This is a genomic window from Streptomyces sp. C, from assembly GCF_000158895.1.
Classification (GTDB): Bacteria; Actinomycetota; Actinomycetes; order Streptomycetales; family Streptomycetaceae; genus Streptomyces; species Streptomyces racemochromogenes.
Map to the genome: position 1 here is coordinate 4133705 of NZ_GG657750.1, position 13716 is coordinate 4147420.

Sequence of the window (13716 nt, forward strand, 5' to 3'; positions counted from 1 at the left end):
GCCGGGCAAGTCCGGGGAGCCCGGGAAGGCCTCCGGCGCGTACCGGCGCCTCGCCCAGCCCGGGCGCGCCCGCGAAGCCCGGGCAGCCCTCCCCGTCGGCCGGTCCGGGCGGTGGCGCGGGCGGCCAGGGCGGCCAGGTTCCGTCCGGGGGCGGTACGGGGGCCGGCGGCTCGGGGTCGGCGGCGGGCGGCGCCGGTTCCGGCTCGGGGGCCGGCGGCTCGGGGTCGGCCGCCGGGGGCGCGGGATCCGGTTCGGGGTCCGGGTCGGGTTCGGGGTCCGGCGGGTCGGGTTCGGGCTCGGGATCCGGTTCCGGCGGCTCCGGATCCGGTTCGGGCGGGACGACCACCCCCACACCGGACCCCACCCCGACTGTGACGGAACCCACACCGAGCGGGTCGTCCGACGCGGGCCCCGGGGCGACCCTGGCCTAGGGGGCGCTCTGCCCGGGTCTGCGGGGTTCTGGGGCACCCGCCCGGGGTTCGCGTAACTCGTCCCCGGGGCATCGCCGCAGGTCAGGGGCGGGGCCCGGGGGCTGACTTGCCAGACCCCCGGGAGGGTGCGTATGGTTATAGATCGTTTGATCCCATTGCCCGGCGCCGAATCCGAAGAGCGCCGTGTGGCGCGTACTCTCCCTAGCCGTGGCTGACCGCATTGAGGCGGTCGATTTGCGATTCACGGAGTTTGGGCGCGTGCCGAGACTCCGGAAGGTTTCGCATTTCGCATGTCCATTTCCAGTTCTGACCGTTCCGTCATGCCCGAGAACGACTCCACCGAGATCGTCGACGCCGAGACCCTCGCGGTCACCGAGGCCATGGACGCCATCGAGCGCGACGAGATCATCGAGGCCCTCGAGGCGGACGTGGCGGACGTCGCCGACGTGACCGCCGAGGCGGACGCGGCCGACGCCGACGACGCCGAGCCCACCATCACCTTCGCGGACCTCGGTCTGCCCGAGGGCGTCGTGCGCAAGCTCGGCCAGAACGGCGTCACCAGCCCGTTCCCGATCCAGGCCGCGACCATCCCGGACGCCCTGGCCGGCAAGGACATCCTCGGCCGCGGCCGCACCGGCTCCGGCAAGACCCTCTCCTTCGGTCTGCCGACCCTGGCCCGCCTGGCCGACGGCCACACGGAGAAGAAGAAGCCCCGCGCCGTCATCCTCACCCCGACGCGCGAGCTCGCCATGCAGGTCGCCGACGCCCTCCAGCCCTACGGCGACGTCCTCGGCCTGAAGATGAAGGTCGTCTGCGGCGGCACCTCCATGGGCAACCAGATCTACGCCCTGGAGCGCGGTGTCGACGTCCTCGTCGCCACCCCCGGCCGTCTGCGCGACATCATCAACCGCGGCGCCTGCTCCCTGGAGAACGTCGAGGTCGCGGTCCTCGACGAGGCCGACCAGATGGCCGACCTGGGCTTCCTGCCCGAGGTCACCGAGCTGCTCGACCAGGTCCCGGCCGGCGGCCAGCGCATGCTCTTCTCCGCCACCATGGAGAACGAGATCGGCACCCTGGTCAAGCGCTACCTGTCCAACCCGGTCAGCCACGAGGTCGACAGCGCCCAGGGCAACGTCACGACCATGACCCACCACGTCCTCGTCGTGAAGCCGAAGGACAAGGCCCCGGTCACGGCCGCCATCGCCGCCCGCAAGGGCCGCACCATCATCTTCGTCCGCACCCAGCTGGGCGCCGACCGCATCGCCGAGCAGCTCATCGAGGCCGGCGTGAAGGCCGACGCGCTGCACGGCGGCATGACGCAGGGCGCCCGTACCCGCGTCCTCGCCGACTTCAAGGACGGCTACGTCAACGCGCTCGTCGCCACCGACGTCGCCGCCCGCGGCATCCACGTCGACGGCATCGACCTGGTCCTCAACGTGGACCCGGCCGGCGACCACAAGGACTACCTGCACCGCTCGGGCCGTACCGCCCGTGCCGGCAAGTCCGGCGTCGTCGTCTCCCTGGCGCTGCCGCACCAGCGCCGCCAGATCTTCCGCCTGATGGAGGACGCGGGCGTCGACGCCTCGCGCCACATCGTCCAGGGCGCCGGCGCGTTCGACCCGGAGGTCGCCGAGATCACCGGTGCGCGCTCGCTCACCGAGGTCCAGGCCGACTCCGCGAACAACGCCGCCAAGCAGGCCGAGCGCGAGGTCGCCGACCTGACCAAGCAGCTGGAGCGCGCGACCCGTCGCGCCGCCGAGCTGCGCGAGGAGGCCGACCGCCTCGTCGCCCGCTCCGCCCGCGAGCGCGGTGAGGACCCGGAGGCCGCCGTCGCCGAGGTCGTCGAGGCCGCCGAGGCCGAGGTGGCCGCCGCCGTGGCCGCCGTCGCCGAGCCCGTCGCCCAGGAGCGCACCTTCGAGCGCCGTGACGACCGGGGCAACTACGAGCGCCGCGACAACCGCGGTGGCGACCGTGGCGGTGACCGTGGTGGCTTCCGCCGCGATGACCGTCCGTCGGGTGGCTTCCGTCGTGATGACCGTCGTGACGACAACCGTGGTGGTGGCTTCCGTCGCGATGACCGTCCGTCGGGTGGTTTCAACCGTGACGACCGCGGTGGCGACCGTGGTGGCTTCCGCCGTGACGACCGTCCGTCGGGTGGCTTCCGTCGTGATGACCGTCGTGACGACAACCGTGGTGGTGGCTTCCGCCGCGATGACCGTCCGTCGGGTGGTTTCAACCGTGACGACCGCGGTGGCGACCGTGGCGGCTTCCGCCGTGACGACCGTCCCTCCGGCGGCTTCCGCCGCGACGACCGCCCGTCCGGCGGTTTCAACCGCGACGACCGCAGTGGCGACCGTGGCGGCTTCCGCCGCGACGACAAGCCCCGCTGGAAGCGCAACGGCTGACGCCTGAGCGCCACCTGACGAGGACTCGGCCCCCACAGCACTCCGGTGCGGTGGGGGCCGAGCCCATTTCCGGCCGTTTCGCCCCACCCGCACCGGATGGCGGGAAACCGCCGGAGCCACTCCCGGCGATACCCGATCGGTCCGCGGCCCCTCTCCGGCTATGCTCTGGGGTGAGCACATGGAGGGCCATTAGCTCAATTGGCAGAGCAGCGGACTTTTAATCCGTTGGTTGTCGGTTCGAGTCCGACATGGCCTACCGCTCGCAGGGCGGGGAACCCTCCCCGGAACCTGCGCCGAGCGCCCCGTCCGACTTCTTCGGACGGGGCGCTCCGTCGTTCCGGGGCCGGCCGGTGGCCTGATCCCGTCCCAAGGCCTGCCCGGCCGGCGCCGGGTCCGCTGCACCGGCACCGGAATGGGGCAGTTCAAAGGGCTCTGACCTGCGGTTATGTCGTTCCTCGGGGCTGTTGGCGGGTTAATTGGCGGGAGGCGTCCCCCGGATGACGTAGAGTTGGGTTTACCGACGCGGGGTGGAGCAGCTCGGTAGCTCGCTGGGCTCATAACCCAGAGGTCGCAGGTTCAAATCCTGTCCCCGCTACTCAGAACGAAGGCCCGGTTCCTCTTGGAACCGGGCCTTCGTCGTGTCCGGGGGCCGGGGCGCCGCCGGGGTGCGGGGTCACCCCTTCGGACCGGTCCGCTCGCCGGGCGGGGGCGGGTGCCGCCAGCCTGGAGGGGCGGGGCGCGACCGGGCGGCAGGAGAGCAGCGTGGTGGGGCTGGGCCGGCAGGGCAAGGACGGCAGCGCGGACGGCGCCGCACGGCGGGTGGTGCGGATGCTGCCGGTGCTGCTGATCGTGCTGGGCACGGTCTTCGACCTCGCCACCCCGCCCAGCTTCACCGGATCCCCCTTCTTCACGGCGGCCCCGCTGATCGCGGCACCCCTGTTCACCCTCCGGGCGACCGCGCTGACCGGGGTCGCCGCCTCGCTCGTGGTCGTGGGCCTGCACATCCACAACGGCACCAGCTGGAAGGTGGAGGCGCTGACCGAGCTGGCGACGGTGCTGACCGTCTCCGGGCTGGCCCTGCTGATCAACCTCGTCGTACGGCGCAGCGGCGAGCGGCTCGCCTCGGCGCGCGGTATCGCCGAGGCCGCGCAGCGGGCCGTGCTGCCCACCCCGGCCGAGCGGATCGCGGGGCTGCACGTCTGCGCGCGGTACGAGGCCGCGCAGGCCGACGCCTTCATCGGCGGGGACCTCTACGCCGTCCAGGACACCCCGTACGGCGTGCGGCTCGCGGTGGGCGACGTGCGCGGCAAGGGGCTGGGGGCCGTGGAGGCCGTCGCGGTGGTGCTGGGGGCCTTCCGGGAGGCGGCGGAGACCGAACCGACCCTGGAGGGCCTCGCGCGGCGCCTGGAGCACGCCCTGGCCCGGGAGGGGACGCGGCGGGGCAGCCTGGACGCCGTGGAGGGGTTCACGACGTGCGTGCTCGGTGAGATCCCGCCCGGCGCCGCACGGCTGCGGTTGCTGAACCGGGGCCACCCCGAGCCGCTGCTGCTGTACGCGGACGGCGGCCTGGCTGCCCTGGCGCCGGCCGAGCCGGCGCTGCCGCTGGGCCTGGGCGAGCTGGCCGCCGACGGGGCGTCCCGGCCGCAGGAGTGGCCGTTCCCGCCGGGCAGCACGCTGCTCCTGTACACCGACGGGCTGACCGAGGCGCGGGACGGGTCGGGCGCCTTCTACGATCCGGCGGCCCGGCTGCGGGGGCGGGTCTTCCCGGGGCCGGACGAGCTGCTGGGCGCGCTCAGCGGCGATGTGCGGCGGCACACCGGCGGCGGCACGACCGACGACATGGCGCTGCTCGCGGTGGCGCGGGCGGGGGAGGGGCAGCCGGAGCGCAGGAGGACCGTCCCGGTGGTGCGCCGCGACGAGCGGTGAGGGCCCCAGGCCCCCGGAGGGGTCTTGACAGCGCGTCATGTGGCGCGGGTGGCTGAAGTGATGGGGGTGGGGCGGGTGAATTGCCCGAGTTGCCGCCAGGTGAGGTGAATGCGCAGGCCAAAGCCGTTCGGGGCGTGGCCGATTGGTGTTAACGATCAGTCGCTTCGGCTTGGAATCATTCCCCCGCGTAGATTACCGTTCGATAACGCAGCGCGGTCGTCCCAGCCGTCGCAACGACGGCACCCGTGTGCGTTCTCGCCCATGAGGAGTGTGCCCCCGTGGCCTCCAACTCGCCTGCCCCTGACGGTATCGACGTCCAGGAGACGCCCACCGCAGGAGCCTGGGGCGAATGGAATCCCACGGAGGACTCCGCCCGCCCGCTCCGCGGCAAGCACCGGGTCCTCAAGACCCGCGGCGGACTCGCCCGCAGCTCGACCGTGCTCGGCGTCGGCGTGATCGCGGCGGTCGGCGCGGGCGGCATCGCCACGGCGCAGGACCGGCCCCAGGTCTCCATATCCGTGCCCGACCTGCTCGGCGGCGGGGGCCACTCCGACACCGGTGCCGACGACGTACGCACGGCCGCGGCCGCGGACGGCTCCGGCACCGCCGCCGCGGGTGCCACGCAGACCGCCGCGGTCCCGCAGCAGGGCGGCGACGCCGGCGAGGCGCTGCTCAACCGCATCCTCCAGCAGGCCGAGTCGCAGCAGGACGCCGACCACGCCCAGGCCCGCGCCGACGCCGAGCGGACCGCGCGTGAGGCCGCCGCCCAGGAGGCCAAGGTCCAGAAGGAAGCGGCCGACAAGGAGGCCGAGACGGCCCGCGCCGCCGCCGAGCAGGCAGCCGCGGCCGAGAAGGAAGCCGCGGAGAAGGCCGCCGCCGAACAGACCGCCACCAAGGCGGCCACGGGCTCCGGCTCCGGCCCGGGTTCGGGCTCCGGTTCGCAGTCGGCCGACGGCTGGTCCCTGCCGACCTCCTCCTACACCCTCACCTCCCACTACGGAGTCGCCGGCTCCATGTGGTCCTCCGGCTACCACACCGGCCTCGACTTCGCCGCCCCGACCGGCACCCCCGTCAAGGCCGTGGGCGGCGGCAAGGTCATCTCCGCCGGCTGGTCCGGGGCCTACGGCTACCGGATCGTGCTCAAGCTCGACGACGGTACCGAGATCTGGTACTGCCACCTCTCCTCGATGTCCGTGACCTCCGGTTCCGTCGGCGCCGGCGAGACCATCGGCCGGGTCGGCGCGACCGGCAACGTCACCGGCGCCCACCTCCACCTCGAAGTGCGCAAGGGCGGCTCGACGGTCGACCCGCTGGCGTGGCTGGGCTCGAAGGGCCTCGACGTCTGACGGACCTCCGCGCGGCCGCGCTAGGGCCTGTCGTCAAACTCCCGTCTGCCCCGCGACGCCTGGCACGCGCTCTCGCTGCACCGGGCGAAAGCCAAGTACGTCCAGTACGCGGGCTTCCGCCCGGCGCACCGAGAGCACGCACCAGACGCCGCGGGGCCGCCCTCCGGGCGACGACGGGAGTTTGACGACAGGCCCTAGCCGGGAGACGGCGACAGCTCCGGAGCCCTGGCCGCCGGTACGAAGACCCGCGCGGGCGCCGGGGCCGCCGCCTGCTGGGGCCGGTGCGGAGCGGGCAGCAGCTCCTCCAGTACGGCGGCCCGGACCAGCGCGGGCGCGGCCGTCGCCCGGCGGTGCCAGAGCCGGTGGAGCAACTCGCGCTCCCGCTCGGCGAATTCCGGGTCGCGGCCGCCCGGGCCCGACCGCCGGGCGTGCCGGCGCAGCAGGGCGAGGGCGGCGGCGTCCGCCGCGTACCGGGACACCGTGAGGGCGGCGGGGCGGCCTCCGCTGCGGCGGGCCAGGGCGCGGGCCAGCGACCGGGCCGGCATCGAAGCCAGGGCCGGCACCTCCGCCGGACTGAGCCAGCCCGCGGCGGCGTACACCGACAGCTCGGCGGCGACGGCCCGCAGGCGCTCGCGCCGGACCCGCACGGCCAGCCCCAGCAGCAGCCCGAACGCCGGGACCATCACGCAGCCGTAGACCAGGTAGAAACCGTACTCACCGAAGTGCGAGGAACCGTTCCACAACGCGTGGGTGCCCATGGCGAGCCCCAGGCCCAGCAGGGGCAGGCCGGTCCTGCGCGCACGGCGGGCGGTGAGCGCGGCAGCGCCGAAGCCGAGGCCGGTGAGCACCGTGAAGAGCGGGTGCGCGAACGGGGAGAGCACCACCCGCACGAAGAACGTCGCCGCGGTCACGGAGTCCAGCACCCGGGTGCCGTTGGCCAGGTCCTCCTCGAAGGCGTTGCCCAGGTAGAGGATGTTCTCGGTGAACGCGAAGCCGGTGGCGGTGAACCCGGCGAGCACGATCCCGTCGGCGGCGCCGGTCAGCCGCCGTCTTCGGAAGACGAACACCAGGAGCAGCGCCGCGGCCTTCGCGCTCTCCTCCACCACCGGGGCGACCGCGACCGAGCCCAGCCGGTCGGCGGCGGACGGGTCGGTGGAGGCCGCGGCCATCCACTCCGTGGCGAAGCTGTTGGCCAGTATCGCGATCAGCGCCGCGGTGCAGGCCCCCCAGCCGAAGCAGAACAGCAACTGCCGCCAGGGGCCCGGCGCGGCCCGGCCGAGCCACCGGAACGCCGCCATCAGCGGCGGCACCGGCAGCAGGGCCAGACCCAGGCCCACGAAGAACCCGGCCGTGCCGGTCTGCTCCCGCACGAGCTCCAGGATCACGGCCCCGGTGGCGGTGAGCAGCGTGCCGAGCACGCACATGCGGGCCGTGCCCGACGGGCGTGCGAGCACACGGGAGAGCGCTCGGTACACATGATGACCCTAGCGAGCGGGTCGGACACTCCGAGTGACGTTTGTCAGTTCTTGGAGTCAGGTTCGACTGCCGGTTCGATCTTCTAGGCCTCGGTGTCGGCGGCGCGGCGGGCGAAGAGGAGGTCGTGGACGACGTGGCCCTTGTCCAGGCCCTGCCCCTCGAACCGGGTGAGCGGGCGGAACTCGGGCCGCGGCGCGTAGCCGCCGTCGGCCTGGGTGTTCACGAACTCAGGGTGGGCGGTGAGGACTTCGAGCATCTGCTCGGCGTAGTCCTCCCAGTCGGTCGCGCAGTGCAGCAGGGCGCCGGGCGCCAGGCGGGTGGCGGCCAGGTCGAGGAACTCGGGCTGGATCAGCCGCCGCTTGTGGTGGCGGGCCTTGGGCCACGGGTCCGGGAAGTACACGCGCATCCCGGCGAGGGAGGCCGGCGGGAGCATCTCGCGGAGCAGGATGATCGCGTCGCCGTTGGCCACGCGGACGTTGGTCATCCCGCCGCGCTCGGCGAGGGCGAGCAGGTTGCCCTGGCCCGGGGTGTGCACGTCGGCGGCGAGGATGCCGGTGGAGGGGTCGGCGGCGGCCATCTGGGCGGTGGCCTCGCCCATGCCGAAGCCGATCTCCAGGACGACGGGGAGCCCGTCGAAGAGCTTCTCCAGGTCGATGACCTCGCGGCCGTCGATGTCGAGCCCCCAGGTACCCCACAGCCGCTTCAGCGCCTCGCCCTGGCCGGTGGTCACCCGGCTGCGGCGCGGCTGGAAGCTGCGGATCCGGCGCTCGTGGTGCGAACCGGCGGGGTCGGGCGCGGGACCGTCGGGGAACCGCGGCTCGGTGCGCCACTTGGGCGGCGTGTACGCCTCCGGCGGGGAGTCGGGGAGGCCGGGCTGGGGATTCAGGGGCTCAGACACAATGCGGCGATTCTACGTCGGGTCCCGCCGCAGCCCTGGCCGGGCGGGACCCGGGTCGCACCCCGGCGGGGCGTGGCCCAGGCGGGGCGTGGCCTAGGCGGGGCGTGGCCTAGGCGGGGCGTGGCCCAGGCTGGGCGGAGTGCGGTTGCCCCGGGCGGGTCGTGGAGCGGGCGGGCCCTGGCAGGCCGGGCCGCCGCTGCGCGGGGCGAGGTCCCCTACCCGCCCTTCCACCGTTCCCCGGGCTGTGCCCGGACCCCTCCTGGGGGCTCCGCCCCCAGACCCCCGCGCCTCAAACGCCGGCGGGGCTGGGGAAGCCGAACGCCGGCGGGGTGGATCCTCCAGCCCGCGCGAATCCACCACAGTGGCCGATAATCGCCCGGAACGGGACCGGGGGGCGAGGCCGCGGTCTTTCAGCCCCGCCGGCGTTTGAGGCGCGGGGTCAGGGGCGGAGCCCCTGGGAACGGTGGAAGGGCGGGTAGGGGACCGCTCCGCGCAGCGGCCCACCCACCCGCACCCGACCCACCGGCACCAGCCACCCGAACCGGCCCCGCCCCGCATGCCGACGAACGGAGTCCGGCGCAGCGGCGCGAAGCCGAGCCTCGCGAGCGGCGTTCAAGAAAGGTGCGCCAGCGCCCGCCCGGCGATCTCGCGGCCGATCGGGAGCGAAGCGGTAGCCGCCGGCGACGGGGCGTTCAGGACGTGCACCGTGCGCGGCGCCTCGCGGATGAGGAAGTCGTCGACGAGGGTGCCGTCCCGCAGCACCGCCTGCGCCCGCACCCCGGCCGCCGCCGGGGTGAGGTCCGCCTCCGTGACGGCCGGCAGCAGGCGGCGCACGGCCTCGGTGAAGGCCCGCTTCGACAGCGAGCGGTGGATTTCCCCCGCCCCGTACCGCCAGTGCCGCCCGGCCATCCGCCAGGATCCCGGCCAGGCCAGTTCCGTGGCGATGTCCCGCGGGCGGACCGTGCCCCAGCCGTAGCCCTCGCGGGCCAGCGCCGGGACGGCGTTGGGGCCGACGTGGACCCCGCCGCCGATGCCACGGGTGAGGTGCACGCCGAGGAAGGGGAACGCCGGGTCGGGCACCGGGTAGACCAGGCCCCGGACCAGGTCCGGGCGGGCCAGGTCGTGGTACTCGCCCCGGAAGGGGATGATCCGCATGCCCGGGTCGTCACCGGCCAGGCGGGCCACCCGGTCGCACTGGAGCCCCGCGCAGTTCACCAGGACGCGGGCGCGGAACACCCGGCCCGAGGTGGTGCGTACCGCCACCGCCGAGGGCCGCCGGGAGATCAGGTCCACCTCCGCGCCGTAGACGATCTCCGCCCCGGACTCCTCGGCGAGCCGCGCCGCGACCTGCCCGTAGTCCACGATCCCGGTGGTGCCGACGTGGATGGCGGCGAGCCCCTGGACGTGCGGCTCGTACTCCGTGATCTGGGCCGGCCCCAGCTCGCGCACCGGGATGCCGTTCTCCCGGCCGCGCTGGACGAGGGAGTGCAGGCGCGGCAGCTCCGCCCGCTCGGTGGCGACGATCAGCTTGCCCGTCACCTCGTGCGGGATGCCGTGCTCCGCGCAGAACTTGACCATCTCGGCGGCCCCGGTCACCGCGAAGCGCGCCTTGAGCGAGCCCGGGCGGTAGTAGATGCCGCTGTGGATCACCCCGCTGTTGCGGCCCGTCTGGTGCCGGGCCGGGGCGGACTCCTTCTCCAGCACGGTCACCCGGGTGCCCGGGGCCAGCCGTGACAGGGCATGGGCTGTCGACAAGCCGACGATCCCGCCACCGATCACCAGCACGTCGCAATCCACGCTGACACCTCCCACCCCTGCATACTGCACCCCACCACCGACAACCGGGCTACGCGGGGGCCACCAGAAGCGGCCGGGCGCGCTCGCGCAGCTCCGCCACCCTCGGTTCGTCCCCGTACGGTTCGAGCCTGTGCAGCAGGTCACGTACGTACTCGGTCGTCCGCGCCGAGGAGATCCGGCCCGCGACCTCCACGGCCCGGGTGCCCGCCGCGCACGCCGCGTCCAGGTTGCCCGACTCCAGCTCGGCGACCGCGCTCACCACCAGCCGCAGCCCGTGCGAGCGTACGTACTCCTCCGTGGGGCGGGACAGCGCCTGCTCCGTGAAGCGGCGCACCTGGCGCGGGAGTTTGAGGTCCCGGTAGCACTCGGCCGCATCCGCCGCGAAACGGTCGTACGAGTAGAAACCCAGCCATGTCGGGTCGGGATCGCCCTCCCGCGACCGCTCCAGCCAGCCCTCCGACGCCCGCAGCGCCGCCCCGGCGGCCGCCGAATCGCCGGCCTTCGCGTGGGCCCGCGCCTCGACCAGGCGGAAGAAGCTCATCGTGCGGGCGGTGGCGAGGCCGCGGTTGCGCTCGACGGCGGCCTGCGCCAGGTCCACGCCCTCGTCGGGGAAGTCCCGGTAGGTCGCCTGGAGGGCCCTCGAGGCCAGCACGTACCCGCCCAGCGGGACGTCGGCGGCCGCCCGGGCCAGGCGCAGCGCCTGGATGTAGTAGCGCTGCGCCGCCTCCGCTGGCCGGTGTTGAAGGGCCATCCAGCCGGCCCAGCTTGGTCAGTTCGGCGGTCGCCCCGAAGAGGGCGCGCCCCACCTCGTCGCTGTAGGAGCCGAGCAGCAGCGGCGCCGCGTCCACCCGCAGGCACTCGGGCACCATCGACGAACGCCAGTCCCCGCCGCCGTACTTGGAGTCCCAGCGGCGCGCGTCCTCGGCGGCCTCCCGCAGCTTCGCCACGTCGCTGTGGCCCACGCGCTGCGGGGAGGCGTCCGGCACGGGCCGCACGGCGGTGGTGGTGGCGGTGGCCGTGGCGGCGGGGGCGGTGGCCGTGGCCGCTGCCGCGACGGCCGGTGGCGCGGTTTCGGGCCCGGAGTGCGCGGGCACAAGGCCCTGCGCGGGGGTTTCCGGCGTCCGCCGCAGCGGGGCGGCGGTGACGGAAGGCCGCCCGGGAGCGGCAGCGGAACCGGAACCGGGAGCCGGGGCGGCTGTGGGCGCGGCTGCGGCTGTGGGTGCGGGTGCCTCCGGGGTGGCGGGGCGCGGGCCGCCGACGGGGCCCGGTTCGCGGGCCACCGAGCTGTCGGCCGGAGATATCAGCCACCGCGAGGCGGGCGTCGCGTACGCCGACACCGAGAACGAACCCGCGAGCGACTGCCAGATCCCGCCACCACCGCGCCGCCCGGCGAGGTCCAGCCGGTACAGGTCGGTCGCCGAGCGCACCGCCGCCCCGATGTCGCGCGGGAAGGCCAGCCCGACCTCCGGCGCCGGATCGGCGTCCGCCAGCCCGATCTCGTGCAACGGCACGGGCCGGCCCAGCTTCGCCCCGATGGCGGCGGCGATCAGGTGCGGGGCCGCGCCCTGCGGCACCATCCCCTTGGACACCCACCGGGCCACCGACGTCTTGTCGTACCGGAGCGTCAGACCGCGCTGCGCGCCGAGGTCGTTGACCCGCCGGGCCAGCCCGGCGTTGCTGATGCCCGCCAGGGCGAGGACGGCGCCGAGCTTCTCGTTGGGCTCGCGGAGCTCCCTGGACATGCGCCACCCCTCGTCACACGCGGAACGCAGACGCCGCCGGGGCATAGGCGCCCGGCATTTCGTAAACCCAGCGTAGTTCCCCGCCTCCCAAGCGTTAAGGCCCCGACTTCCGTATGGCGGGATTGTTGTCCGTATGCACAGTCGGCCCCGGGGGTTGTGCCCCGGGCGCACGTGTCGGCTCGTGCTCCGGCCGTGTGGCCGTGCGCCCGGCCGTGCGCTCTGGCTGCTGCCGGGGCCCGGCGATTCGATGTGCGGTGCGTGGGTCGGCCCGCCGCGTGGATCCGGTGGGCCGGGGGATGCCGCTGCCTCAATCCCCGCGGGTGGCGGAACGGTCCGGGAGGTGGGAGACGCCTCCCGGACCGCGCCCCGCGGCCTCCCGGGGCTCCCGCGCGAGGGCCCGTACCGGCCCTCAGTACGGCCGAAGAATGGCCGAAACCGACCTATGGGGCGGTGGGAACGGAACGCCAAATACCGTGTGGCCGGGGCGTGTTCGTTTACATGTGCGCCCCCCGAAGCCACTCTCGCACGCCCTTCTCGTGGCAGCATGGACCCCGAGCCACCCGGGGTCCCGCCGGCCGCGCCCTCCGAGCGCCGACGCACGCCGACGCACGCCGTCCGTGCCGTCCCGGCCGTCCGTTGCCCCGGTCATTTGCCCACGGGCTGGGGGAGGCGGCGGTGCGCTGGTTGGTCGGCTGGAGCAGTATCGCCGCGAGCTTCGGCACGGCCGGGCGGGTCCCGTCCGGCCCGGGTGGCGCGTCGGACCCCCACGGATCCGGTGGCGCGTCGGACCCCTACGGCTCCGGCAACGGCCGCGGATCCAACGGCCGCGGATCCAACGGGCGCGGTGCCGACGGATACGGATCCCCGTACGGCCCCGGCTCCAGCGGCCCCGGCTCCCCCTACGGCCGCCCCTCCCACCCCCAGCCGCCGCAGCACGGCGGCATCGCCGACGCCGCGTACGCCGACGACCCCGCCGCCCAGGACGCCGAACGCACCGTCCACCCCGTCGGCGCCCAGCTCCTGTGGGGCGACCCCGACCCCCTCTGGGCCGTCGGCGACTGGCGCCCGGACGAGATCCGCACCCTCACCGCCGACCCCGCGGACCCCTTCACCCGCCTCGCCGTCCTCGGCTGCTGCGGCGCCCCCGACGCCGAACTGCGCCGCGCCCTCTACGCCGCCCGCGGCGGCGCCCTGCGCCACCTCACCGAATGGCCCGGCAGCTACACCGCCGTCGTCCAGGCCGGACGCCGCATCACCGTCCTCGGCGACCTGGCGGGCGCCCGCCCCGTCTTCTACACCCCCTGGGCCGGCGGCACCGCCTACGCCACCGCCGCGCTGCCGCTCGCCGACCTCATCGAGGCGCAGCTCGACGTCGGCCACCTCGCCGCCCTCCTCGCCTGCCCCGACAGCCCCGAGGCACTGGGCGACGGCACACCCTACGAGGGCGTCCGGCGCATCCCGCCCGGCCACGCCCTGATCCTGCGCGAGGGCTCCCGGGAGATCACCGGCTACGAACAGGTGGCCTCCCTCGCAGTCGCCGCCCCCGAAGCCGACCCCGAACGGGCCGTGGAGGGCGTACGGGAAGCGTTGACCGCCGCGGTGCGCGCCCGGCTCACGGCACCACGGCATGCCCCCGAGACCCTGCTCCCCGACCCCGGACCCGTGCCCGGAATGGGCCCGGCCGACCGGCGTGCG

The 13716-nt window shown here is 74.7% G+C and carries 6 protein-coding genes, 2 tRNA genes and 3 pseudogenes; 6 read left to right on the plus strand and 5 right to left on the minus strand.

Features of this window, described 5'->3' with window-relative positions:
• Nucleotides 1–385, minus strand: a pseudogene (locus SSNG_RS43000) (hypothetical protein); the annotation flags it as partial.
• A gap of 366 nt (nucleotides 386–751) precedes the next feature.
• Here SSNG_RS43000 and SSNG_RS18565 point away from each other — a divergent pair.
• The 5 genes from SSNG_RS18565 (at nucleotide 752) to SSNG_RS18585 (ending at nucleotide 6108) form a co-directional block, all read left to right on the plus strand.
• Nucleotides 752–2836, plus strand: a complete 2085-nt coding sequence (locus SSNG_RS18565) for a DEAD/DEAH box helicase (protein ID WP_007265406.1) — start codon at nucleotides 752–754, stop codon at nucleotides 2834–2836.
• A gap of 183 nt (nucleotides 2837–3019) precedes the next feature.
• Nucleotides 3020–3092 (plus strand) — tRNA-Lys (locus SSNG_RS18570).
• A gap of 265 nt (nucleotides 3093–3357) precedes the next feature.
• Nucleotides 3358–3431: transfer RNA gene (locus tag SSNG_RS18575), tRNA-Met, on the plus strand.
• A 167-nt stretch (nucleotides 3432–3598) separates the two neighbouring features.
• Complete coding sequence (locus tag SSNG_RS18580) at nucleotides 3599–4762, plus strand: PP2C family protein-serine/threonine phosphatase (RefSeq protein ID WP_129593314.1); 1164 nt, start codon at nucleotides 3599–3601, stop codon at nucleotides 4760–4762.
• A 308-nt stretch (nucleotides 4763–5070) separates the two neighbouring features.
• A complete protein-coding gene (locus SSNG_RS18585) occupies nucleotides 5071–6108 on the plus strand; it encodes a M23 family metallopeptidase (protein WP_241695243.1) in 1038 nt (345 codons plus the stop codon).
• A 194-nt stretch (nucleotides 6109–6302) separates the two neighbouring features.
• Here the strand turns inward: SSNG_RS18585 and SSNG_RS18590 are convergent, their stop codons facing one another.
• The 4 genes and pseudogenes from SSNG_RS18590 to SSNG_RS18605 all read right to left on the minus strand — a co-directional run bounded on the left by SSNG_RS18590 (nucleotide 6303) and on the right by SSNG_RS18605 (nucleotide 12021).
• Nucleotides 6303–7532 carry a PrsW family intramembrane metalloprotease gene (locus SSNG_RS18590; RefSeq protein ID WP_128637493.1) on the minus strand — a complete coding sequence of 410 codons (1230 nt, stop codon included), beginning with the start codon at nucleotides 7530–7532 and terminating at the stop codon, nucleotides 6303–6305.
• Nucleotides 7533–7666: 134 nt separating this feature from the next.
• Entirely contained in the window at nucleotides 7667–8470 is an 804-nt protein-coding gene (trmB, locus tag SSNG_RS18595) for a tRNA (guanosine(46)-N7)-methyltransferase TrmB (RefSeq protein ID WP_241695244.1), read from the minus strand.
• 624 nt (nucleotides 8471–9094) lie between these two features.
• Entirely contained in the window at nucleotides 9095–10309 is a 1215-nt protein-coding gene (lhgO, locus tag SSNG_RS18600; protein ID WP_007265411.1) for an L-2-hydroxyglutarate oxidase, read from the minus strand.
• A gap of 19 nt (nucleotides 10310–10328) precedes the next feature.
• Nucleotides 10329–12021, minus strand: a pseudogene (locus tag SSNG_RS18605) (sporulation protein).
• Nucleotides 12022–12696: 675 nt separating this feature from the next.
• Between SSNG_RS18605 and SSNG_RS18610 the strand changes: the two are divergent.
• Nucleotides 12697–13716: pseudogene (locus SSNG_RS18610) on the plus strand (asparagine synthase); the annotation flags it as partial.

Excerpts from the sequence above, each read along its gene's own strand:
- SSNG_RS18565 (WP_007265406.1), top strand. The coding sequence starts at position 752 with ATGCCCGAGAACGACTCCACCGAGATCGTCGACGCCGAGACCCTCGCG.
- SSNG_RS18590 (WP_128637493.1), bottom strand. The coding sequence starts at position 7,532 with ATGTGCGTGCTCGGCACGCTGCTCACCGCCACCGGGGCCGTGATCCTG.